Annotated in this window: 14 protein-coding genes; 5 read left to right on the forward strand and 9 right to left on the reverse strand. The window is 42.0% G+C overall.

The window, feature by feature from the left end:
• Window positions 1-89: 89 nt before the first annotated feature.
• Window positions 90-3056, forward strand: a complete 2967-nt coding sequence (locus tag VXM68_RS16450) for a response regulator (protein ID WP_367209402.1) — start codon at window positions 90-92, stop codon at window positions 3054-3056.
• A 148-nt stretch (window positions 3057-3204) separates the two neighbouring features.
• On the opposite strand, the gene VXM68_RS16455 is transcribed toward VXM68_RS16450, so the two are convergent.
• The 3 genes from VXM68_RS16455 to VXM68_RS16465 all read right to left on the reverse strand — a co-directional run bounded on the left by VXM68_RS16455 (window position 3205) and on the right by VXM68_RS16465 (window position 5925).
• Entirely contained in the window at window positions 3205-3918 is a 714-nt protein-coding gene (locus VXM68_RS16455) for a hypothetical protein (RefSeq protein ID WP_294187929.1), read from the reverse strand.
• A gap of 29 nt (window positions 3919-3947) precedes the next feature.
• Window positions 3948-4694, reverse strand: coding sequence for a hypothetical protein (locus VXM68_RS16460; protein ID WP_293957509.1), 747 nt, complete (start codon window positions 4692-4694; stop codon window positions 3948-3950).
• 229 nt (window positions 4695-4923) lie between these two features.
• Window positions 4924-5925, reverse strand: coding sequence for an alpha/beta hydrolase family protein (locus VXM68_RS16465; RefSeq protein ID WP_367209403.1), 1002 nt, complete (start codon window positions 5923-5925; stop codon window positions 4924-4926).
• Window positions 5926-6376: 451 nt separating this feature from the next.
• On the opposite strand from VXM68_RS16465, the gene VXM68_RS16470 reads away from it, so the two are divergent.
• The 3 genes from VXM68_RS16470 to VXM68_RS16480 all read left to right on the forward strand — a co-directional run bounded on the left by VXM68_RS16470 (window position 6377) and on the right by VXM68_RS16480 (window position 8846).
• Entirely contained in the window at window positions 6377-7201 is an 825-nt protein-coding gene (locus VXM68_RS16470; RefSeq protein WP_367209404.1) for an SMP-30/gluconolactonase/LRE family protein, read from the forward strand.
• Between the two features lie 233 nt (window positions 7202-7434).
• Window positions 7435-7803 carry a response regulator gene (locus tag VXM68_RS16475; protein ID WP_294187933.1) on the forward strand — a complete coding sequence of 123 codons (369 nt, stop codon included), beginning with the start codon at window positions 7435-7437 and terminating at the stop codon, window positions 7801-7803.
• 158 nt (window positions 7804-7961) lie between these two features.
• Window positions 7962-8846: an SDR family oxidoreductase gene (locus VXM68_RS16480; protein WP_293957513.1), complete on the forward strand. Its 885-nt coding sequence runs from the start codon at window positions 7962-7964 to the stop codon at window positions 8844-8846.
• Window positions 8847-8939: 93 nt separating this feature from the next.
• Here the strand turns inward: VXM68_RS16480 and VXM68_RS16485 are convergent, their stop codons facing one another.
• The 6 genes from VXM68_RS16485 to VXM68_RS16510 form a co-directional block, all read right to left on the reverse strand.
• On the reverse strand, window positions 8940-11384 hold the full coding sequence (locus VXM68_RS16485) for a glycoside hydrolase family 2 TIM barrel-domain containing protein (protein WP_367209405.1): 2445 nt from the start codon (window positions 11382-11384) through the stop codon (window positions 8940-8942).
• A 4-nt stretch (window positions 11385-11388) separates the two neighbouring features.
• On the reverse strand, window positions 11389-12324 hold the full coding sequence (locus tag VXM68_RS16490; protein WP_367209406.1) for a hypothetical protein: 936 nt from the start codon (window positions 12322-12324) through the stop codon (window positions 11389-11391).
• Between the two features lie 49 nt (window positions 12325-12373).
• Window positions 12374-14002 carry a RagB/SusD family nutrient uptake outer membrane protein gene (locus VXM68_RS16495; protein ID WP_367209407.1) on the reverse strand — a complete coding sequence of 543 codons (1629 nt, stop codon included), beginning with the start codon at window positions 14000-14002 and terminating at the stop codon, window positions 12374-12376.
• A 12-nt stretch (window positions 14003-14014) separates the two neighbouring features.
• On the reverse strand, window positions 14015-17152 hold the full coding sequence (locus VXM68_RS16500) for a TonB-dependent receptor (protein ID WP_294187941.1): 3138 nt from the start codon (window positions 17150-17152) through the stop codon (window positions 14015-14017).
• A gap of 28 nt (window positions 17153-17180) precedes the next feature.
• Window positions 17181-20045, reverse strand: coding sequence for a TIM-barrel domain-containing protein (locus VXM68_RS16505; protein WP_367209408.1), 2865 nt, complete (start codon window positions 20043-20045; stop codon window positions 17181-17183).
• Between the two features lie 182 nt (window positions 20046-20227).
• On the reverse strand, window positions 20228-24238 hold the full coding sequence (locus VXM68_RS16510) for a two-component regulator propeller domain-containing protein (protein WP_367209409.1): 4011 nt from the start codon (window positions 24236-24238) through the stop codon (window positions 20228-20230).
• Between the two features lie 208 nt (window positions 24239-24446).
• Here VXM68_RS16510 and VXM68_RS16515 point away from each other — a divergent pair, with 208 nt between their 5' ends.
• Complete coding sequence (locus tag VXM68_RS16515) at window positions 24447-24746, forward strand: hypothetical protein (RefSeq protein WP_367209410.1); 300 nt, start codon at window positions 24447-24449, stop codon at window positions 24744-24746.
• Window positions 24747-25114 lie beyond the last annotated feature (368 nt).

The following is a 25114-nucleotide window of genomic DNA, read 5'->3' on the forward strand; positions in this document are numbered from 1 at the left end:
GCTTTGCATATTTGATAGTTTAAAGCTCGTTTGTAGCTCCTTATATAATGTTCCACTTTTTTAGTATCTTAACTGTAAACATCAATACCATGCCGAAAAAAATTATTAGAAATCTTCAGATAGGTGTAGTGCTCTCATTGATACTGCTGATTGCGAGTTCCGTAGCATCTTATATCAGCATACGAAACCAGATGGAGAATAGAGAAAGCTTCTTAAAAAGTAAGGAATCTATAAGTTTGATAAAAGATCTTCTAAACATACTCTTAGATGCTGAGACAGGCAATCGGGGATATCAACTTACCGGTAGGGAAAATTTTCTGGAACCTTTTAATAAGAGCAGGAAGGAGTATCCGCTGCTCGTTGCTCAAGAAAGTAAATTTCAACTCAAAGATAAACAACAAATGAATACCTTAAGTGATCTGCTACGTAATTCAGAAGCAATGATGAAAGGTTATGTCTTACTGATTGAAAATCGTAAAAATGGGTTATTAATGACCCCAGAAGAACTGATAGAAAATAAGAGGACAATGGATAAATGCCGTATGCTCGTTAACGAATTTGTCAAACATGAGGAAATTCAGCTTGCTATAAAAAATGAAGATCTGAATACGTCTTCTAAATGGACTGTTCTATTTATCCTCTTTTCTGCAGTTGCAGCCATTGGTGTTACTATCTTCGTTTATATACAATTAAAGTCCGACATTTTACGCAGAGATAAGCTCGAAAAGGATCTTTTTCGTACCAAGGAAATGCTGGAGGAAACAAGTGCGGTTGCACAAGTTGGCGGCTGGGAGGCTAATATGAAAACTGGTAAGCTCTTCTGGTCTCAAAGTACGAGGGAAATTCACAAAATCGAAAGCAATTTCCAACCAAATTTTGAAAATGCTCTTGGATTTTATGAAGGAGAAAATGAAAAACGACTAAGATCTCTCTTTGAAAGGGCTGTACAACAAGGAATTTCTTTTGATGAAGAGCTTCAGCTTTTGCGTAATGACGGCATTACAATCTGGGTGAGAGTAAAGGGTATTCCTGAATTTGAAGATGAAATCTGCAAAAGGGTCTATGGAATTATCCAGGACATTGATATCTTTAAAAAAATGTTTTTGGAAATCAAGAGCAAAGAGGCTATGATGCAATCTTTCGCCACTGATGTCCCCATTCCTTTAGCTATGTTCGACAAAGTCTTTAACTATGTTGCTGTAAGTAGCAAATGGAAAGAGGAATTTGATATTCATGACGTGAATCTTCTCGGCAAAAATCTCTTCAGCACATCTCCGGATATTCCAGGAGATAGAACAGAAATCTACAGGAATGCATTGTTGGGACAAACTTACAATCATGAAGACTTTAAATTAAAGGTGAAAGGAAAGGAAGAAATTCAGCATTATGACCTTAAAGTGGGACCTTGGTATCTTACAAACGACGAAGTAGGCGGTATCATTATTTCCATACAGAATATTACTAATGCAGTGAAAATTAATGATGAGCTAAAAAATGCGAAAGCAGCCGCAGATCTTGCCAGCAAGGCAAAATCCGAATTTCTAGCCAACATGAGTCATGAAATTCGTACCCCTTTGAATGGGGTTATTGGTTTTTCTGACCTACTCTTGAGAACACTACTCAATGAAACACAGATGCAATATCTGAATTATATCAATGAGTCCGGTGAAAATCTGCTTGGAATTATCAATGATATCTTGGATTTTTCTAAAATAGAATCCGGAAAAATGGAGCTCTCAATCGAAAAAAGCAATATTTACGATATGCTAAGCCAAGTTATAAATGTTATACTTTATCAATCGCGCAAAAAAAATATCGAGCTCTTGCTGAATGTTAAACCAGATTTACCAAAAATGTTATACTTTGATGAAGCAAGGTTAAAGCAAATCTTAATCAACCTTTTGGGTAATTCGGTTAAATTCACGGAAGAGGGAGAGATTGAATTAAAGGTAGAACAGTTACGCATAGAAGATAATATGATCACTTTACGCTTTTCAGTAAGAGATACCGGGATTGGAATTCCTACTGAGAAACAGAAATATATTTTTGATGCTTTTACCCAAGAAAACAGTTCAATTAGCAAAAGATATGGAGGCACAGGGCTCGGGCTAACCATCTCCAACAATATTTTGGGATATATGGGAAGTCATTTATCCCTAATCAGCCAAATGGGAAGCGGTTCAGTGTTTTTCTTCGATATCAAGGTTCCCTATGAAATTCCCGAATGGGAAGATGAGGATGATATATCTATTAAAACGGCTCTAATCGTTGATGATAATGAATCCAACAGAATCATTCTAGAACACATGCTCGCCTATAAAGATATCAAGTCTACCCTGGCTTCTAATGGAATGGAAGCGTTAGATATCATGTTGAAAGGTGAGCGGTTCGACGTGATCCTGATGGATTATCATATGCCTATAATGTCGGGAGTAGAAACAATCGATAAAATAAAAGGACTATTAAATCAGCGCAAAGAGACTACCCAATTTATACTACTCTCTTCTTCCTCCGACGAACTGGATACGTATACATCACGTAAAAATACTGAAAATATGTATCTTTTGATGAAGCCTATAAAATCCAATGAATTATACCAAATAATTAAAAACATTAACAAAGATACTGCAGGAGAAAACATACTGGACCAAGCTGGAGCACAACTACCGTTATTTGGTCTACCATCGGAAGTACTATTGGTTGATGATAACCCTGTGAATATGGCCCTGAATAATAAGATAATCAGATCCTTTGCTCCTAATGTGCTACTTACAGAAGCTGTTAATGGTATTCAGGCATTGGAAGAATGTAAGAAGAAGCAGTTCGCAGTTATTATTATTGATGTACAGATGCCAATAATGAGTGGTATTGATGCGACCCGATATATTAGGATGTTGCCGGGTTATCAAGATGTACCTATCATAGGCCTAACTGCCGGCAGTGTACAGGGAGAAAGAAAAAGATGCATTGAATACGGAATGAATGACCTTCTTGGCAAACCTATACGACAGGCTGAACTTTTTGAAGTACTTAAGAAATATATAGATGAGGACTAATTATAACGTAATAATTTTAAAATCCTCTACGAGCGTGCACATAAACTTGACATCCAAGAACGGTGGATGCTTGTCCATAACTACAGAGGCTAAAAAAAAACTTAAGTCAGTTTTTTGCATACTGCTCGGATAAGATCTCTATCGACAACTATAAAATTAAACGTATGATTTTCTTTTCCTCGTCAACTGAATAATTCAATTCTCTATGAAAAAATTGCTCAAAGATCGCTGAGACATCGATATAAGGATCTTTAACATCACTTACACTTCCACCCGACCGGCGAGACATACCTTGATTAATGATAGTTTTTATAAATGGGGGCTTCCTTAAAGATTTTGGAGCTTTTTCGTCGATACTGTAGGCCAACAAAAGTTGGCCATTCCGATCAAAAGCACTATTTACCGTATAGTATGAACTAGCGTCAACGTATTTTCTCTCCTCTCGACAGAAAATTTTCGATTTATCGTAATTGATAAAGGTGACGCTCCCCTGAAAAAATGGATTGCTCGGTTTTTCAGGATTGAGTTGGTAGTGTTGCTCCGCTAGTGCAGAAATAAAACATACCGTACCTGATCCAGCTTTTAAAAACACTTTCTTATCGCTAACGAAACGTTTACTGAACGCAAATACGCCACCATTGCCCAATTCATAGATTTTACCATTTGACTCAATGCCAATAATATAACCTCTCGCGACAAACTCCTTTTGCCACCAACCGAAAGTTTTTCCGATAAAAAATAAAGGGATTAAAAAAGGCAAGATAATTAAAAATCGACCGCTTTTTCGAAATAATATAGTGCGTTGTGTTTCCTGCTTATTTTCGTTTTCCACCCCGTCAAAGTTGGTAAACTGCTCTCCCATTTTCTATGTGATTAGTTTAATAAAAATAACTACTCAACGCCCTTGAAAGACATAATGACGCCAGAATATTTATCATGGCCCGCACCAATATATGACAGATCTATTCTTGATAAATCTTTATTCAGGACCGCTTCTTTGAATAGTGGATAATCCATCCTCTCAATGTGGTTATTCCAATCTTCATCGGTTGTTGGTTTGATTGAATCCAAATCTTTCATTTCAAACATCGCCCGATCTGTCATTTTTTTTGATCGTTGGACAAAAATTGTATCTCCTTCTATCTTTAGAATTTTAACCCAACCTCCGGGCAAACCTTCGATATTATTTCCTTCAGCGTCAGTAAAGAAACTTGCTCCATACAGTTGTCCCACTTGTAATTGTCGAGCCGATTCCACAAGCTTATCCTTTTCATTACGGTATTTCTTACCATCCAAATTTAGTTTTATACCGTAAATGATAGAGCCGGCAATCGCTATTGAGGCTATCATCAAATACCCTTTCCATAGTTTGAAATAGGGGATTTTAAGCGTCTTTTTAAATTTCTTAACTTCCTCTTTTATTTCGGGTGAATAATTTCGAGCGTGGATAACCTGGCCATTTTGATTCACTAAACGAGACATTTTTACTAAACCCCCACCAACTGGGAATCCTAAAAATTTGGTTGCTGGTGTGATGATACTGAGATTAAAATTTTGCGGTATTGTCTCATTCTTTAATGTAGCTAAAATATTTTTACTTCCTAGAACGTACTCGTACCGCGTATAGATGAAAAGCATAAATTGAATAAATTATAAATACTAAAATACCAAAATTAAGAAAAAACTTTATTTGTAACAATCCTGCACTAATTAACTTATTAATACAGAAATTACTAAAATTACTTTTTCACTAATTGATTTACTACTATATCACTTTTCAACTAATTTAGCGCGTGGAATGGCATCTCTATGAGAGGAAATGAAGTTGATAGCTACTTGAGCTTAATATTAAAAAATCGGTGGTCAATTACTTCAGATGCTCCCAAAGGAAACTTTTTATTTCTGCAGCCACTTGACGATGAACCGCTCTTCTGTCAATAGTCTTATGATCGCAGTAAAAAGTCGGTTCTTCATTAACTAAAAACGATTTTCCTTCGTTTAAAAAAACATAATGACCCGTTTTAACAGGTAGTATGCTATATTTTGAGCCTTTCATAACTTGGCTATATTTAAGCGCATTTGATGCTAGTGGAGCAATGGAATCATCTGCAGCTCCGATGATTAAAACAGAAGATTTTTTGCTTTGTTTTTCTTCCATAATCACCAGTCCCAAAGCTGGTGATAAAGCTATGTTAACTTTAAATCGACTATCTTTTAAATTTCCTGGCACTTGGTTGCATGGGATTTCCTGTATAAGTTCTTGAAGATCTCCCAGTTCAGGAACAACAAATTGGTTGCGATTTTCCGCTTTAGATGCATTTATCTTGAGTTTATCACAATCTATTTTAACCCCAGCAAGTGCTAAAGTGGTGTAGCCTCCCAACGAAAATCCGATTCCCGCTATCTTATTACTGTCTATGTAACGATGATAAACAGGATCTTTAAGCAGTGATGAAATTAGAAAACTCATATCGAGCGGCCTATCCCAATAACGCACGAAGTTCTCTGGAATTTTATTATCGAGCGTATTTCCCCAATGATCGGGAGCTATCACAAAATATCCGTTCTTTGCTAATTCAATCGCCAACCATGATAAGCTATATCGATTTCCGCCTGTACCATGAGAAAGTACAACCAATGGATATTTCTTTTGTATAAATTCTGCATCTTTTACTGTAGGTGGTAAAACGAATGGTAGTTGCGTATCTTTAATAGTTGTATCCGCAGTTGGATACCACATTTGGGATCTCAAAGTTCGTCCTCGGGAATAATCAGTATAAGTAACTTGCCGCTCTCCTACGTTTGAAAAAGGCGTATGATAAGTCATTATAAGAAGACTTAACAAAACAATACTAAATGGAATAGTCATATTTGGCACTTGTAATTTTTGAATCTTAATACTTAAATTGGTAAATTGAACATCTATATCATTCCCAAAGTTACCAGGAATGTTATACTTGAGTCAATGGTCAAATTTAACCATCTAAATACAAGTCGTTATTTTACTCACAGACGCATTTTATATCGCTGCTAAAGAGATAGTTTTACCATAAATTTAATAAAATAAAGGCTATATTGTATCTGATCATGATACATTATACTTGATCATTCAAGCACATTAAGGTATGGTTTCTTTAACAAGTATAGCAATATCGCCTTTACTTTGATGGTGGAACTAAAATTGATAATAATAATTTGAAATAATAAACTTTATTATGGAGCATTCAGTTAATTATTGCAGGTACTATCAAACGTTCTTATTCGTCCTCTTTATGTTAGGGGGGATAAACATAAGAGCCCAGTTATTTATTCAAGACAGCTTGAAATTAATATCTCGGGATTTTAAATTTACAGAAGGTCCCGCCGTGGATCGAGGTGGCAATATTTATTTTACTGACCAGCCAAATAACAAAATCTGGAGATACTGCACAAACGGTCATCTTTCGGTGTTTAAAGATTCTTCAGGCCGTGCAAATGGACTGTACTTTAATCATTTGAATCAACTACTTTCATGTTCGGATGAGAAAAACGAAATTTGGTCGATAAACATGGATGGCAAAGTTACGGTGCTGCTATCAGATGTCGATGGAAGAAAATTGAATGGCCCAAATGACCTATGGGTGGATCAAAAAGGAGGTATTTATTTTACAGATCCCTATTATCAGCGTGATTATTGGGATAGAAAGAAACCAGAGATAGTGGGGCAAAAAGTATACTACCTTCCTTTCGGAAAAGGAACGAAGCCAATTGTGGTGGCTGATGATCTAACTAAGCCAAACGGGATAGTTGGTTCGGCTGATGGAAGATATCTATATGTAGCAGACATTGAACGAAATAAAACGTATCGGTATATGATTGATGCTGAGGGTAAATTAAGTGGGCAGACAGCGGTCATAGAGCAGGGCTCTGATGGACTTACCCTAGACAACGAAGGAAATATTTACCTTACTGGAAGAGGTGTTTCTATCTATAGCCCGAGAGGTGAATTGATTGGACACATTGAGATTAATGAACCTTGGACATCGAACGTGTGTTTCGGAGGAAAAGATAGGACTGATCTATTTATTACCGCATCAACTGCAATATATTGTATTCCAATTCACACAAGAGGAGTTAAATTAAATGACACCACTGCCCTAAATTAGCTATCTATCCATGTCTTAGATTTCATTGAGTTAAATCCATTTAAAAAGTTTCCTAACAAGGCTGTTAGAGTTAAAGTACTTGAATTACCGGTGATTTATACGTTCTACGGTATTAAAGGCATATGATTTGTATCTCTTTTAAAAACTAAAAGTGCCTTTATGGATGGAAAGTGAGGTCGATGAGGGCACTAATTTTATTCTTACATTATCTATTATGCAAAAACCAAAAGTACATGGAAGCTAAACGAATAATGATTTGTGACGATGACGAGGGAATACTTGAAGTTCTCGAGCTATATTTAGAATTGGAAGGTTACGTTGTCGTAACTGTCGCCAATAGCACTTTATTGATTGAGCAGATAGAAATGCATTCACCAGATTTGCTCCTACTCGACCTTTGGATGCCTTTGTTGTCTGGAGATCAGGCGCTAAAGATAATTCGTGAAAACGATAAAATAAAGGATTTGCCTGTTATAGTGCTTTCCGCTAGCGTTGATGGCGCCACCATTGCCATTGATAATGGAGCGGATGGCTTTATAGCAAAACCTTTTGATCTAGACAACATTAAGAAGAATATTGATAGCGTGATGAACAGGCAATAGATAAAATAAATCCTCCATTCTCTTTTTCCCAATGCAATCTTGCGCCCCTTATAAAGATCTTTTCAACGACGTATTTTCATTATAATATCGTTTTTATGAACGATTTCATTACAAGAATTGTTCAAGAGACAACAATACTACAACAAAAAATAAACAATATGTCACAGTTTAAAAATCCACACACAAAATATCCTATACCACCTTTCCCAAAACAAAAACAGCAAGTTCCTGGAACGGAAACTTCCATGAAACCACAAGCTGATCATGGTGAGAAAAGTTATGTTGGCAGTGGTAAGCTTAACGGTGCGAAAGCTGTTATTACAGGTGCAGATTCAGGTATTGGCCGAGCCATTGCGATCGCTTATGCGCGCGAAGGTGCAGATTTGGTAATCAGCTACGGCTATGATATCGAAGATGAAGATGCAAAAGAAACTGCTCGCCTCGTAAGAGAGGCAGGCCGTAAAGTTATATTATATAAAGGAGATCTCCGTAACGAAAACTATTGTAACCAACTAATAGATTGTGCATTATCTGAACTCGGAGGCATAGATATCTTAGTTAACAACGCTGCTTACCAAATGGCGCATAAGACACTCGACGCGTTGACAGCAGAGGAATGGAATCGTACTTTCGAAACTAATATAAGAAGTATGTTCTATCTATCAAAAGCAGCAGTACCTCACATGCAACCTGGAAGCTCAATCATAAATACAGCCTCCGTTAACTCGTATCATCCGAGTGCCGTTCTTTTAGACTATGCGGCAACTAAGGGAGCTATACAAAATTTTACAGCGAATCTCGCGCAAATGCTTCTACAACAGGATAGAGGTATTCGCGTAAATGCTGTAGCTCCCGGACCCGTATGGACGCCGTTAATACCCTCGACTATGCCGGAACCACAAAATTTTGGCAAGGAAACCCCAATCAAACGACCAGCACAACCGGCAGAGATTGCCCCAGCATATGTTTTTTTAGCTTCCGAAGATAGCAGTTACATAGCAGGTGCCACACTAGCAATAACCGGAGGGAAAATTGCTATATAAGTAAATCACATCATGTAATTAACGCACTGAAAGTATGATTGATGCAGACAGTGCGTTAATAGTTTTTGATTACACTCACATTTTTTCAAAAATTTACTCACTTATCAACACTACTGCATCAGCCAAAAGCCCCCTGCTTTTGGCTCGAAGGATGATTTTACCTCTATCTATGCTTTTTATAATGACCAAAGCTCTACCGTTGAATGTCCTTCGTGCCGTTGATTGAAAACTGTTCAGATCCGTCGTATTGCCATTGTCTGTCGCCACAATTTTTGCAGCATCTCCCTCCACCTCAAATTCGATTTTATCGTCTGCATCAGGAACAATCGTACCAAACTCGTCCACGATATAGGCATGCACAAAGGCAAGTTCTTTGTTTGCCGAATTGAAAGTCACGTTTTCTGCAAACAATTGTATACGATGCGCTTTCGCTGCCGTGCGGATCGTTTTACTTAGCAGTTTCTTGCCACCTTGAAACGATATTACTTCAATCTCCCCTGGTTCAAATTCAACGGCCTTAAATACAAGGTCGTACCGGTCTGGGTCCTTGGACTGCTCCCCTATCTTTTTACCGTTCAGATAAAGCTCCATCCGGTTAGCCTGATTAAAATACACGACTATATCTACCCGGTCACCTTGCTTCCAATTCCAATGTGGCAATACATGTAAGACCGGCTTTTCTGTCCATACGCTTTGATACAGATAGTAGACATCTTTCGGAAACCCAGCTAGATCCACAATACCAAAGTACGAACTTCGTGCCGGCCAGGTGTACGGTGTGGGTTCGCCGAGATAGTCAAATCCGGTCCATACATACATCCCAGCAATATGGTCATACCTTTCCATCAACCTTAAGCTTGTCTGATGATTTGAACCCCATGGTGTAAATACATTGTCGTAAGCCGATATGTTCCTGTCTTCATTCCCGCCAGAAAAAGGGATATCCCATCGTTCAGGCCACATGCGACTAGAATCATAAGGAACCAAATCATACGTTCCGCGACTTTCCAACGCCGAAGTGCTTTCCGTTACGATAAACTTCTTTCCGGGATGGTCCTGTGGGAAGCTTGCCCATTTCTTATGGTTATAGTTGTAGCCAATCAGATCTACCGCCGAACTCATCAGCACGGGATTTGCTTTGGAAAGCTCATTATTGGCAATGGTGGTCGGACGTGTGTCATCCAGACTATCGACGATTGCTGCCAATGCGATCGGAATGGCTGTACCATCAGCTTTGGAATGCCATTGCTCCTGCGCTTCATTGCCCAGGCACCAGATAAACAGTGACGGATGATTACGGTCCCTTTTGACATGGTCAACAAAGTCCCGCTTGTACCATTCGTCCCAGTATAAATGATAGTCATAAGGGTTTTTATGCCCTTTCCAGACATCGAAAGTTTCGCTCATCACGACAAAACCCAAGCTATCGCAAAGGTCCAAAAACGCTGGAGCCGCAGGGTTGTGTGATGTGCGTATCCCATTGACCCCCATTGCTTTCATAATGCGGAGCTGACGTAATGCTGCCGACGTATTGAATGCCATACCCAAAGCGCCGAGATCACTATGTAAACAGACACCCCGGATTTTAAGCTGCCTCCCATTCAATATAAAGCCCTGTTGCTGATCGAAGCTAAAATTGCGTAAGCCAAATTTCGTAAGCTGTTCATCCACAACCCGACCATCAACAATAAGTTTAATTTTTGCCGTATATTGATAGGGATTTTCAATATCCCATAAGACGGGATTTTCGAGGACTATCTGCTGAGCGATGGAGTGCTGACCTGCTTTGACAGCGCTCAACGTGGTACGTTTGCTTGCGACAACAGCACCTTGAGCCGAAAGAACCGCTGTCAGTAGCGTAATCTTTTTTGATTCCTCAAGGTTATGCTCAATTTCCAGGGAGAGATCCACGACAGCACGTTTCTCACTGAGCTGCCCAGCTCTTATGAAGGTGCTGTTCGTTCCTACGCTGACTGGATTACGGCTGATTAATTTGACATCCCGATAGATCCCCGACCCCGAATAGAAACGCGAGTTGGGCTGATTCTTATTGTTTACTTTTACTGAAAGCAGGTTTTCCCTACCATCCCAGTATAAATAAGGGGAAAGCTCATATTCAAATCCGATATAACCATTGGGTCTTTTTCCTAAGAAATGCCCATTGATCCAGACTTCACTATTTTCGTATACACCTTCGAATGCAATAAATATCCGTTGCCCTTGCTCAGCCTGCGCCAGCTTAAACGTTTTTTGATACCATCCTACGCCACCATCGAGGTAAGCAGCCCCGCTACCTGCGGGGCTGTTTTCTCTAAATGGCATTTCGATACTCCAGTCATGTGGTAGATCGAGCTTTCGCCAGCCCTCTCCTTTTCGTCCATTGCTATATTGCTGGCTGCTATCTAGTTTAAACCACCAGCCCCCATTAAAATCAATAACCTTTCTGGACTGTCCACTTAAGGAGCCCGCAGTCGCCAATAACAGGAAGAGCAGGATCATCATTCGGCTATATCCTGTGTGAAATAGTCGCTTCAACATAGGCTTATTTAGTCTTATTGGTATCCGAGGCATTTTCGGTCAAACTCTCCTTGTAGGCCTTGCTGATAAAATTAAAGGTCAGCATAGCTGCTCCGTCGTTCGAAAGCACGGGATCCCGCAATACCGCCAGTTGCATTGTATTCTCGGTCAGCGACATAATTCGTACATCACCCCAGTCGACAACGATCCCATCTTGTGGCTTTCCATGTAAAGGCGAAGCCCCGGTTATACGGATGGTTTTCTTTTCGGTATCGATATTAAAAGTTCCCTTCTGGACTTTGCCCAGCATAGCATGATTCACGTTGATGTTTGCACCGCCTTTCAGATCAAAAGTCATACTTCCATAATCGCCGGCAGGCATAAGCCAGCTATTGCCTTTCCAATCGGGTTCCCAGCTCCAGCTATCGCTATTTAAAGGCGCGGCTGTTTTATTGATGCTTCCCCACCAGTCACCGGTGCCGTAAAAATACATTGGACCTTTAAAGTAGCGGGAAATGCCCTCAGCATCCAGATCGAGGTACCAGGTTTTCTCTTCCCCTGCCCCGCCCGTCAATAAGGTCCAGGTCTCGTCACTGATAAACTCGGCATACATCTGATCGATTTTAAATGTCACTGGCTCGCCGTAGACGATGCCACCACGCGTCTCGACACCAAATTTAACGGTGTACTCACCGGGAAAAGGCATTCTCAGGGTTACCTTTTTCTCCTGACTCCGTCCTTGTGGATGCTCCCACAATGGGGTATATTTTGAATCCATCAAGCTTGTTAAATACACAATATTGGGATTACTGGCATCATGTTCAACGGTAAAGGCCTTTCCCTTCTCCAACTGCGTCGAAGTGACATCGATGTCTCCCAGTGTATAATTCTCGGGAGAACAAGCTCCAAAGATTACCATCGCCGCAAAAAAGCAGATGGCATATGTGAATATCTTTTTCATGTTTGTCTAGTTATAATTCAACCAATAGTAAGTCCAAGTATACCTGTGTTTAGTTCCATCCAGCATTTTGTTTCAGTACACCATTGGATAGGGTAATCTGCTTGTTGGGTATTTGCATAAATCCTTTCGTTGTCAAAAAACGCTCTTTAGTCACAGTGACCTTCTCCGGCACAGATCCACTGAGCACATCTTCGGTTGTTTCCAGTGTAGCGGCGGCGTTATTCAGCCCCTGCCGCAATACATCCCAATAGCGGATACCTTCAAATGCAAATTCAAATTTTCTTTCCTTCAGAATATTGTTTTTTGAAACTGCTAGCGGCACAAAATTGGCCTTGTAAGCTCTTTTCCTTACCTCGTCAAAGTATTTCTGTGCGTTTGCGGAACCGAGTTCTGCCGCCATAAGCAAGACATCAGCATAGCGGATGACAAAGTAATCCTGGTCCTGGGACAGTTGCATATCCTTATCCCCGCCTGTATTGGTGGTGCCGTCCGGCAATGCCGTGGGGGCGTATTTTTTGATGGTGTAACCTGTATACTCACGCTGGTCTTTCAGGTCAAATCCCGTGATGTTCTCGCCATCGATATCAATAATTGAGGCAGTTTTGCGTGTATCCATGTTGTCAAACTCATTGAAGAACTTTTTGCTTACCGTACATGCCCCCCATCCTTGGCCATAAGGCGACCAATTTTTACCACGCAAGCCCAGAAAGACGACCCAGCGGTTGCCATCAACATAACCGTTGTAGTTTGATGTATTGTTGAATTTCTGTGCAAATACAACCTCAGCATTTCCCTTACCGGCATATTTAGAAATATCTAGCGTATTATTACTTGCATTGGGGATATAACTCGCTGCCGGCCACAGATTTTTGAAATCTGCCACCAGCGCAAACTGGCCACTGCTGATAACATCTTCGAGTCCCGCCAGGGCTTCGGCCTTGGATACACCGATATCTTCGCCGCCATAATAGCCTGCATAAAATAGATAAACACGGGCCAGTAGCGCTTTAGCAGCGAATGGAGTTGCCCGACCATCATTGGTTGCCGAAGCTGACTTGGGGTAAGCTGTTGCTGGGATATTGGCAGCCGCAAATTTAAGGTCTGAAACAATCAGTTGATAAATCGCTTTGGGGTCCGACTGTGGAATATTCTCATTGGTCGGGCTCGTTAGCAAAGGGATGTTTTCGAATAGACGGACGAGATCAAAGTACATGGTGGCCCGCAGGAATTTCGTTTCCCCTTCGATACGTGCCCGCGCTGTTGTGTTGCCTGAAAAATCAGTACCGTCCAATTTTCCCAAAAGGGTATTGCAGCGGAAAATTCCCGCGTAGTAATCAGACCAGGTACCATCAAAGATATTATTGTCCGATTGGGACTGCGCAATATCAAAACGGTCTATTGCCTGAAATGAGCGACCGTCTGTTGTACCTGTTCCGCCAAAACAATTGTCGGCGGCCACCTCTGCTGTCAGATAGAAAGACTGGCTCCCATTGGAGCTCGTCCGTTGATAACCATCATAACAGCCGACCAGCGCCATGTCAGCATCGGCTACGGTTTTATAAAAGTTGCTTTCCAAAACGCTTGTCATCGGTTCGACATCCAAAAAACTGGATGAACATGATCCTAAGATTAAGGACCCAAATAACATGGAATGATAGATATAGCTCGTTTTTTTCATGATTTCTTGTGTTTAGAATTTAACATTTAGGCCAAATAATACAGTCCTTGGTCTTGGATAGTAACCGAGGTCGATACCCGATACCCAACCATCTGTTCCATAACCGATCTCGGGATCCATCCCATCATATTTGGTGAACGTGAACAGGTTTTGACCTTGTACGTAGAAGCGGATCTGATTAGCATACTTCCATTTGATCAGCTTCGACAGATCATAACCTAAGGTCACATTGCTGATCCGAAGAAAGTCTCCATCCTGAATATAAAGGTCTGAAAACTGCCAATTGACATTAGTTTCCGTAACACGGGGGATCGTACTGGAAGTACCTTCCCCGGTCCATCGGTCTAATATTCGTGTGGTATAGTTTGCTTGTTTATTGGCATGATTGCGGTAAGACTGTACAATTTTGTTTCCAAGGGAACCATAGGCGTTCACCGAGAAATCAAATCCTTTATAATCCAGTCCAATATTAAATCCATAGGTAAAATTAGGCATGCCCACGCCCAAATTTGTCTTATCCGAGGCATTGATAATACCATCGTTATTCTGATCTACATATTTTACATCACCCGGTTTTACATCGGCTTGAAGGATACCTTTTCCAGCTGTTTTCCAGGCGTCGATCTCGGCTTGGTTCTGGAATAGACCGTCTGTTTTATAGCCCCAGAAGTAGCCAATGGGTAGGCCGTTTGCGGCGCGGTAAAATTCTTCCGAGTTATCGTATAACATGGCTGTCTGTCCGTGGATAATACCATCTTCAGTTGGTATCTGTCCCACCTTATTTTTGTTATAGGCACCATTTACCCCAAGACGATACTTGACTTCATTGATCTTATCCGCCCAATTTAGTCCCAGTTCCACCCCTGTATTCTTCACGTCACCGCCATTGATAAAAGGGGGCAACGTTCCAGTTGTCGCCAAAACAGGCGCTGTAACCAGCCAGTTTTTCGTCTTTTTGACATAAAAGTCGGCAACAACATCCAGACGGCTGTTCGCAAATTTGGCATCAAATCCGATATTGGTCTGTTCGGAAGTTTCCCAGGTCAGATTCGGATTGGACAAGCGGCTCGGATAGGCCCCAGCGATATTATTGTTGCTCGTTCCAAAAACATAATGTGCGCCGGGGTTGGACGATGTAATGCCTGTTGAGGTACTGATGGGTGCCGCATATTGAAAATCAGCGATATCCTGATTACCCACTTGCCCCCATGAAGCACGGAGTTTAAAGAAGTTTACAGCCGCTAAATGTTCTTTAAAAAACTCTTCCGAAGAAATTACCCAGCCTGCCGACACCGAAGGGAAATATCCCCAGCGGTTGCTGCGCGAAAATTTAGAGGATCCATCTGCACGCAATGTCGCATTCAACAGGTACTTTTCCTTATAATTGTAACCCAGCCGTCCAAAGTACGAGACTCTACGGGTGATGTTCTCAGGCTTTCCAGACACCGTACGCGTTTCGACGACGTTCCCTTTTTCATCCAGGTGTGCCTGGCCTGTGGTATTGTCCAAGTAAGCATGTGCAAAATCATTGAACTGCGAAAGTAGATTCCAGTTGGACCCCGAAAGGTAAGTTCCCTGGTAACGTAGCGATTCCATACCGACCATGGCCGAAAAACGATGATCCGTATGGATATCAAAGTCATAGGAAGCGGTATTTGTCCAGGTCAGCGTATGACCTTTGCTCATGTTCTGTGAGGTTGTTGTATGATCTTGGTTGTAGGTGTAGATGGAGAAGCGGTACAAGGGCGTAAAACTTCTGTATTCTGAAGCATAATAGTTAAATCCCAGCAATGACCGGACCTTTAGGCCTTTGATTGGTTCGATTTCCGCAAAGATATCGGCCAATAATTTTTGGCCATCATTGGCGTTGTTCGAATTGGTCATCATCACCCCATATGGATTGCTGTCCCCATTGTACCAAGGTGAATTGGAAGTATCATTGAAAGGACTTCCGTACAAGCCGTTGTCTGAATACACCGGTGACAAAGGCGAAGTGGCAAACGCACCGCGCAGCGTATTGCTGTACTGATTGCCGACACTGATGCCTCGATTTTTGATGTAGTTAAAGTTGAGGTGCTGACCTATTTTCACAACGTTATCAAAGAGTTTATGTTCCGAATTCGTCCGAAAACCATAACGCTGATAGTTGGAAACGTCTTTACCGCCTACAATACCCTCCTGACCAATATAATTCATCGATAAGGCGTAGGTGGATTTTTCATTGCCGCCGGTCAGGGCAACATTGTAATTGTCCATTTTTGCATTATCCTTGAACATATAATCCATCCAATTGGTATTGGCCAGACCGTCCATGCCGTTAAAATCAATCAGCGCGGCCCCCGAATTCAGCGATTGCTCATTCATGATCAGCTTGTACTGATCTGCATCCAGCAATTTTGCTTTACGCGAAACGTTCTGAATGCCCGTATAGCCATCAAACGACAGCACATTTTTTCCCGCAGTCCCCATTTTGGTGGTGACCAGGATAACCCCATTGGCAGCTTGCGAACCATAGATGGCGGCCGAAGCTGCGTCTTTCAGTACGTCGATAGATTGGATATCGGCCGCATTCAAGACCGAAATATCCCCTCCCGGAACGCCGTCGATGACATACAAGGGGCCCGAATTACCGATTGTTCCCAGCCCGCGGACGACGACCTTCATATCTGCTCCCGGCTGACCGGAAGTTGATGTAATGGATACACCCGGTGCTTGCCCCTGAAGCGACTGCAGCGGGTTCAATTGATTGCGTTTCTGCAGTTCTTCACCCTCCACCTTCAAATTGGCGCCTGTATTCAGTTTTTTCTTTTGTACACCGTAGCCAATGACCACCACCTCTTCGAGATCGGAAGCTTGCGGCTGTAGGCGGATCACCATATTGGGCCCCGTAATTTTAACTTCCTCCGTTTTGTACCCTACGTAAGTAATGGTCAATATCGTCCCTGTGCTGGCTGCAATAGAAAACTTGCCCGATTCATCGCTGCTCGTTGAAATCTTCTGATTCTTTACGCTGATACTCGCGCCCCCGATCGGCAATCCTGAATCAGCCGAAACAATCGATCCGGTGAAGGATTGTGCCCAGACCAAAGAGGTCACGCTGGTCATGACAACGACCGCCATGCCCCTGCTCAACAATTGTTTGCTTATCATATGTCTTGATTTATAAATTGGTTTTTTATTATTTTAATTTGACCTGCAAGGCTTTGCCTGTATAGGTTACCACTGTTGATTTTGCTGATGAAACATCCAGTCCGACGGCGTTGCTGTCGCTGACGAAAATGATATTGAACTTTCTTTTGGTCAGCATGCCGTCGAAATCTCCCTGACGGCTGGCCAAAGACAGTATTTGTGCAGAATTGTCATAGCTGAAATCAATGCGGCTATATTTCCCTTTTTCATAATTATAATTGCTCCCTTCGTCTTCATAGAGTGAAAACTGACCGTTTGCTCCGGCATAGATATAAAGATCCAGCACATCCGGCTTTTTCTCGGCCGTATACTGCATGACAGGCCCAATGGGTACTATTGCTCCGGCTCTGACATAAACAGGGATACGTTCGTATGGTGCTGCAACAACCAGATCCTGCCCGCCTGCTACCATCTTGCCACTGTATAAATCATACCAGCTGGCTCCTTTTGGAAAGTGTATCTTGCGTGAGGTCGCTCCTTTTTCAGTGACTGGACTGATGAGCAAGGATGATCCCCAAAGGTATTGGTCGTTGCTCTGGAATCCATCATTGTCCTGCGGGAAATCCATGGCAAGTCCACGTATCATCGAATAGTCTTCAAAAAAAGTCTTCGCGGCAAGACTATAATTATAGGCCAGTAATTTATACCGTAGATTGATCGCATAGGTCATGCTTTTATAGGCCGGATGATCCACAGGAGCGATATTATACGGCTCGCGGTAGGGATATTGTCCATGCGCCCTGAACAAAGGCAAGAATGCCCCGTATTGGTACCAGCGGCTATTTAGCTCGCGCCACTCCTCCAAGTCCGCCGCATTCGGTTTGTGAAACCTATTTTCAACCAAAAAGCCACCCGCATCCATGGTCCAATAAGGTGTCCCGGACATCGAGAAATTGATACCCCCCGCAATCTGATCTTTCATGTCATGCCATCTCGAAGCAATATCGCCGCTCCAGGCCGCCGCCGCATAGCGCTGCTGCCCTGCAAAAAAAGATCGCGTCAGAATAAATACCCGTTTGTTAGGGTCTGTTTCACGCTGGCCCTCATAGATACCCTTGGCATTTTGCAAAGGGAACGCATTATAATAGCGAACAGATGACCCTATACTCGGCTGAAAAACTGATTTACGCTCATCCAGATCAATATTGGAGTGAATATCTGGTTCGCTGGCATCCATCCACCAGGCATCGATCCCAATTTTGAACAGGTTGTTGTCCAACAAATTCCAGAACCCGTCGCGTGCCGCTTTGTTGAAAGGATCATAAAATGTCGAGGTATAGCCCTTTCCGATCCAGTCTTTTCTGCCATCATAAATATTTCGTGGATAGATCCATTTGTTGGCTTTAAATTCTTGGTAGACGGAAGACTCTTCATTGATTTTGGGCCAGGCCGAAATCATAATCTTAAAGTGCTGATCATGCAGCTTCTTCACCATGGCCTGAGGATCTGGGAAACGCTTTACATCAAATTTCTGGCTCCCCCAGTCATTTTCAGCCCAGTAAGACCAATCCTGCACAATATTGTCGATTGGAATCTTACGTTTGCGAAATTCAGCTGCGACCGCTTCAATTTCCGCTTGCGTCTTGTAGCGTTCTCTGCTCTGCCAAAATCCGAAGCTCCAAAGCGGCATAATCGGTGCCTTGCCGGACAAGTGGCGATAACCTGCAATGACCTCATCCATCGATGCCCCCTGAACAAAGTAATAATCAATGGCATCGCCAGCTTCCGAATTAAAGGAAAATACATTTTTACGCACTTCTGGGATAGGGCTCTGCCAGTTTAATGTAAAATAAGATTCCCCTCCATCTGGTATCCATTCCATGCGGATCTGGTGGATCTTATCTTTCTGGAGGTCTCTCTCAATCTCAAAGGTACCTGCATTCCAAGATTGACGCCAGCGGTCGGCGACCTGCTCCCCATCAATCCAGACTTTCATATAACCCGAATATTTAAAATGCAGCACATGTTTGCCTGTGTAGGGCGAAGAGAAACTTCCGGCATAGATGACTTTGCTTTCGGCCAGATTTACGCCCTTTGGAAACTTGTGCTGATCTGTTAGGTAGCCATAGTCAATGATCGATTCCGGCCGGGATAGATAAACCTCTTCGCCTTTGTTCCGGTTTACATAGGTTGCTGTGAGCCACCCCGGTTCACCTTCTTTTGACTGCAGCTTAAAAGCATTTAGGGGCAATAACGGCCGCACGTCGCCCGCTTTTGTAATGGAGTAATTGTGCCATAAAATACCATAGTTATTGGTGGACAGTAAAAAGGGGATTCCGATTTCGGTATTATATTGCAGCAGCGAAACCTGTTTTCCGCGGTTATAGTTCATCACTGCATTCTGATGTTGGCCGAGTCCATAGATCCCTTCTTCCGCATTGACAATAAAGTCTTGGTTAATGTGATAAAATGCATCACCTTGATAACTATTGGCTAAGAAAGAACTGGAATTCCGCTTTGCTTCTTTAAAGATGGATTGCCCCTTAAGGTCAAAAAATTCCACTTTACCATTTATCAAGGAAACCACTGTCTGCATATTGGCCGTTTGTACATTTACCGTCGAGTCGGTCGAGCTTACCGCAAGTGATTTTACTTGCCGGCGCAGTGAATCGACGATCACTAAGCTTGTTTGTCCTGGTAAGGCTGCACCAGCCGGAACAGCTGTGACACGCACAATCTTGTCGGTCAAGACATCCAAATAAATATCCTGATCAATGGAGGTCTCCGAATTTTTGAAGCTGACCTTAATACCAGAAGGCATTTTTTCATAATGAGCTTTATTGGCTTGGCTAAATCCCTGCTGTACGATTGCGAAGAGCATCAAACCACTTAAAGCGTACGTTAAGTTGCGCATTTAAATAAGATTTATTGGTTATTATATTCCCTTGGTTATTACATGTCCTTTCCTATTGAAAGAACAGATCAAATATAAAATGCAACCGGTTGTATAAGGGGTATGTTTTGTTAACTTTTAGGGGTTATTTTGTTAACTTATGCGGTAAGACATGCAGACGACATTGCAACTAAACCATTTATTTATAAGCTTTTTCGATAAAAAGACGGCAGGTTACCAAATGCAGATTTAAAATATTTGCTGAATTGTTTCGGATTTCCGAATCCAACTTCATAAGCGATTTCAGCCATCGATAATTTCGAGTTCTGAACCAGATGCATGGCACGCTTGAGTCGAATATGTCGGATGTATTCCATCGGTGAATAGCCTGTGATGGCAAGCACCTTTTTATAAAGCCCTACGCGGGTGAGATTCATTCTTTTGGCTAGCAGTTCGACAGAAAGCGAAGAGTCACTGAGATCCTGTTCAATTTCCTTTACAAGCAAACGGATAAACTGTTCATCAGCAGATACGATATCGGGCTGCGCCAGATTAACGTTGATCTGTTTTTTATACCGTTTTACCAACGTCTGCTGCTGATGGAGTATCTGCGCCAATTTTGAACGCAGTAGACTGATATTAAAAGGTTTGTTTATATAATCTGTTGCACCGGCCTGTAAGGCCTCCAGTTCAATCTTCTGATTGACTACCGCAGTTACAATCAGCACAGGGATATGAACCAACTTAGCCTGGGCTTTTATAAAGCGGCAAAAATCCAGTCCGCTCTCTCCAGGCAGGCTAAGATCCGTGATGACAAGATCGACCTGCTGCTTGCTTAGGATTAATTTTGCATCATTAATACTTTGTGCAGCGTGAATTAGGTAGACCGAACTCAGGGTTCGCTCCAAGTAATGAAGGAAATCAATATCATCTTCCACCAATAAAATAGCGGGTTTATCCTGCTTACTGCTTTCGATGGGATCGGCGCTCGCTACGGCCTTATTTATGGGCAACTGAACATTAAATGTCGTCCAGTGCGCATTGCTACTCAGCCTGATATTTCCACTCAAGAATTCGACATAGTCTTTGACAATAGAAAGCCCGATGCCTGTACCCTGATTCCGTTTTCCATTTGGCACATCCAGTTGTATGTAACGTTCAAAAACGCGGGCTTGTAAATTTTCGGGAATCGCTATACCCTGATTTTGAACTTCAATACACAGTATCTTTTCTGTTTCTTGTTCAGTGATTTCGGCACTGAATGCCACAATGCCGGATACCGGGCTAAATTTGACCGCATTTGACATCAGATTGAAAATAATGCTTTCCAATTTGTTTTTGTCAAACCAGGACAGATATGTGTCTGGAGCGATATTGACCTGCAACGAGATCTGATTACTTTGAGCTATCCCGGCGAAGGCATCGAGCTGTTCGCGGATAAATCCCATGAGGTCCCCATACTCTTCATTCAGTTCAAGTTCACTTTTCTCCAATTTTCTAAAGTCCAGCAGCTGGTTGACCAATTTAAGCAGGCGTTCTGCATTCTTCTTGATTAAGTTTAGGTCGGCTCTTTTTTCTGGATGCTGTTCTTCATCCAGCAGCTGCTGTGCTGGAGTTAGAATCAAGCTGATCGGAGTCCTGAATTCATGGCTTATATTGGTAAAGAAACGTGTTTTCAACGCATCCAGTTCCTTTGCCTGTGCAGCCTGTTCCTGAGCGAGGTAAAGTTGATTACGCGTCCTGACGCGCAGTTTTGTCAAATAAAAATAAGCCCATAGGACGACTAGTATCAAACCGGCATAAAAAAGAAAGGCCATTGTTGAGCGCCAAAACGGTGGCTGTATATCGATTGTCAAAAGTAGTACACCATCTGACCAACTACTTGAATCGATAGCATGCCGAATATACAAGCTGTAGCTGCGGGTGTCCAGATTGGTAAAACTGGCCCGCATGGTTCCCGGTTCAAAATCAAACCATTCATAACTTAGACCAGCAAGCTGATATTGGTAGAGTCCATTATGTTGCTGTAGGTAGTCAAAGGTCGATAACTCCAGCGAAATGGCATTGAGGTTGTACGGAAGCCTCAGTTCCTTAAGATTATTCAGGGCTTGATCGTAAATGACCCGACCCGAAAATTCTTCACCGACGGCTACCCGCTTATTGAATAAATAGAGATTGGACAAAAGCGGCAAGATCAGTTCACTTTCGCGGCTAATTTTCGCAGGATCAATAAAATTGAACCCCTTTGGCCCACCAAAGACAAGCCTTCCGTCCCGCATTTTTAAAGCAGCGTTTTCATTGAATACATTCCCCTGAAGGCCCAATTCCTGCGTAAAATTGCGGATGATAAACTTCTCTGCCTGTCCTGTACCGACAATCGCCGACAGGCCTTTGTTTGTGGAAGCCCAAACATCACCTTGATCATCGACCAAGAGTGCCAGGATTGCATCGTCGCTAAGCCCATTTTGCTGTGTAAGATAGCTTATTTTAGTACCATCGATTACATGCAGTCCCTCTTGTGTCGCTACCCAAATACGACCGGCTTTGTCCTCATTGATATCATAAATTAGATCATTCATGAGTTTCATAGGCGAACTGGATGTATTGATATAAGTAATCTTCTCGTCGGGGGCCAACAATGCCAATCCTGTAGCTGTGCCGATCCAGAGACGTTTTTTTGAATCCTCAAATAAGACAGAGATATAATTGCTGTTGATGGTTTGGCCCTGCCGTGTATATGTTTTCGAAAACTGTGCTGTTTTTTTATCAAACAGGTACAGGCCGGTACTTAGCGTTCCTATCCATATCCGATGTTGGCTATCTTCATAGATCTCCCATACACTATCATCATTCAATTTCCCGGGGGCCGAGTCACGGTGGAAAACCTTAAAACTTTTGCCGTCAAATCGACACATACCACCTCGATAAGTTCCGATCCACAGCTTATCTTCCGTATCCAGCAATAAGGAAACAATCACGTTGGAGCTCAAACTGTTGGGATCCTGAGGATCATGCAGGTATTGCGTGAATGTTTTCTGACTGATATTATAATAGAGCAATCCCCCACCGTTTGTCCCGATCCATAGATTACCCTTTCGATCCTGTACAAACTTATTGACATCGTCAAAGGGAAGCGATTTAGGAAGCCCTGGATAGTTCCTAATTAAAGAGAATAACAACAGGTTGGGATGATAATAACTGATGCCACCTTTATAGGTGCCCGTCCATATGATACCTGACTTATCCCGATATAAAGCCGTTATGCTATTGTAAGGTAGGCTCCGTAAATCATATTTATCGTTAGCGAGGATCTGTACACTTTTTGTTTTTTTATCATAAACATTGATCCCACCATGATCAGTTCCTAGCCAAAGATGTCCTTGATCATCTTGCACGATATTGCCTACAAAAGGATTGGACAGTTCTTTTTGGAGGTGTTGAATTGATCCATCTTTCGGGTCAAGCCAGTATACACCAATTGGAATGTCTTTTGAGAAAATCCATATCGCCCCTTCCCGGTCGGCAAATAGATTATAATTTACCAGCTTACTGCTGATCGACAATAGGCTGGTTTTGGTACTTCGCAATGATTTGGTATCGATGTGGCCCAACAGGCCATTTTCGTAGATTACCCAGATCGTGTGTCCTTGACCAGCTATCACATCAGCGATTCGGTTGTTTTTTGTCAACGACGGTACAGTACGATAGGTTTTCTTTAGGCTATCGTACAAGATCAGCGAACGATCGCTATACAATAGTGCAAAGATCTGCCCTTCCAGCTGTCTTATCGTATGTACGTCTTTGACGGGCAACTTTAAGCGGGTCAGTATGGAATCAAGCTGCTGGATAATAATACCTGAGCGCTGATCATACACATTCATCCCGTTGCTGGTACGAATCCATACATTGCCTTCTGGTCCCTCAAAGATTGCGGAAATCGAATTTCCACTCAGGCCGCTACGTTTATTGGCAGAATAGCGAAAATTTGTGAACTGCGCCCCATCAAATCGGCTCAGCCCAGATTCGGTACCGAACCAAAGGTAATTGTACTTATCCCTGAGTGCGCAATTGACATGATTATGGACCAGGCCCTGGTCAGAAGTTAAGGTTTTAAACGCATACGTATTGACCTGGCTCCAAACGGAAGATTGTCCTAAGAAAAGGAGAAGAAAGAGTTGGAGACATGCGTATAAAAAAGACTTAAGCTGCTGCATTGGTTATGATCTCCCCAATGATACAAAAATTGCTCAATCCGAGCAAATCTGCCGTCCGATTTCAGGCGGGTATCTCCTATATTGACTCATTTGTATGGTTTCACAGGGGATACTATAAATTTTGATGTGTAATCTCTGGTAACATCAATATAAAGTTTTTTGAACAATTTGAACTAATGAACTGTTCAACTAATAAAAAATTAGAGCAATGAATACACGAATTGGATTAATGATCACTGCAGCAGCCGGTGTTGCGGCATTTATTTACAGCCGTTGGAAAAAACGATCTGTACACATTAATATGGAGAAAGACCATCGACAAGAAAAGAGCAATCTATCCTATCCACCTAAATGGCACAATCAGATTAAAAACCTTCCAGACATGGACGCCACGGATATTGTATCGTTGCAGTATGCTAATTCATTTGTATCTTCCAACGGTAATGAGGTTCTGAAGAACCTCGCTAAAAATGTGCCCTACCACCAAAGAGGGAACAGGCATCACTAGGAGGATTACGTCAATGAGAATTAAAAGGGTGCTCTTAACTACGTTTAAAAACCGACTTGCCTTCTTCGATCGTTTCTAACACAATGATATCTCTTAATTTTAGCGGATTTATTGTTAACGGATTCTGATTCAAAATAATCAGGTCGGCTAAGTTCTATATCTATAGAGATCCTTTATTTTTCTCCTCGTGGTATTAATGCGTCGCATTTTTCGCAGTTAATTTTAATGCACCCATACGCTGATAGTACTCTTGGCGCTAAGACCATTCCGCTCAGCGTTATACGGTTGACAGCGGCCTAACGGCGTTATTAATTGTCTCCTGCATGTTAAAAATAACGTGATTTTACGACAAGTGTTTAGCGAGATCT

Origin of the sequence: Sphingobacterium sp. R2 (assembly GCF_040760075.1) — a bacterium.
Classification (GTDB): Bacteria; Bacteroidota; Bacteroidia; order Sphingobacteriales; family Sphingobacteriaceae; genus Sphingobacterium.

Bases quoted from the DNA above. Each gene is read 5' to 3' on its own strand.
- VXM68_RS16450 (WP_367209402.1), top strand. From the start codon at position 90: ATGCCGAAAAAAATTATTAGAAATCTTCAGATAGGTGTAGTGCTCTCA.
- VXM68_RS16455 (WP_294187929.1), bottom strand. From the start codon at position 3,918: ATGGGAGAGCAGTTTACCAACTTTGACGGGGTGGAAAACGAAAATAAG.
- VXM68_RS16460 (WP_293957509.1), bottom strand. From the start codon at position 4,694: ATGCTTTTCATCTATACGCGGTACGAGTACGTTCTAGGAAGTAAAAAT.
- VXM68_RS16465 (WP_367209403.1), bottom strand. From the start codon at position 5,925: ATGACTATTCCATTTAGTATTGTTTTGTTAAGTCTTCTTATAATGACT.
- VXM68_RS16475 (WP_294187933.1), top strand. From the start codon at position 7,435: ATGGAAGCTAAACGAATAATGATTTGTGACGATGACGAGGGAATACTT.
- VXM68_RS16480 (WP_293957513.1), top strand. From the start codon at position 7,962: ATGTCACAGTTTAAAAATCCACACACAAAATATCCTATACCACCTTTC.
- VXM68_RS16485 (WP_367209405.1), bottom strand. From the start codon at position 11,384: ATGTTGAAGCGACTATTTCACACAGGATATAGCCGAATGATGATCCTG.
- VXM68_RS16490 (WP_367209406.1), bottom strand. From the start codon at position 12,324: ATGAAAAAGATATTCACATATGCCATCTGCTTTTTTGCGGCGATGGTA.
- VXM68_RS16495 (WP_367209407.1), bottom strand. From the start codon at position 14,002: ATGAAAAAAACGAGCTATATCTATCATTCCATGTTATTTGGGTCCTTA.
- VXM68_RS16500 (WP_294187941.1), bottom strand. From the start codon at position 17,152: ATGATAAGCAAACAATTGTTGAGCAGGGGCATGGCGGTCGTTGTCATG.
- VXM68_RS16505 (WP_367209408.1), bottom strand. From the start codon at position 20,045: ATGCGCAACTTAACGTACGCTTTAAGTGGTTTGATGCTCTTCGCAATC.
- VXM68_RS16510 (WP_367209409.1), bottom strand. From the start codon at position 24,238: ATGCAGCAGCTTAAGTCTTTTTTATACGCATGTCTCCAACTCTTTCTT.
- VXM68_RS16515 (WP_367209410.1), top strand. From the start codon at position 24,447: ATGAATACACGAATTGGATTAATGATCACTGCAGCAGCCGGTGTTGCG.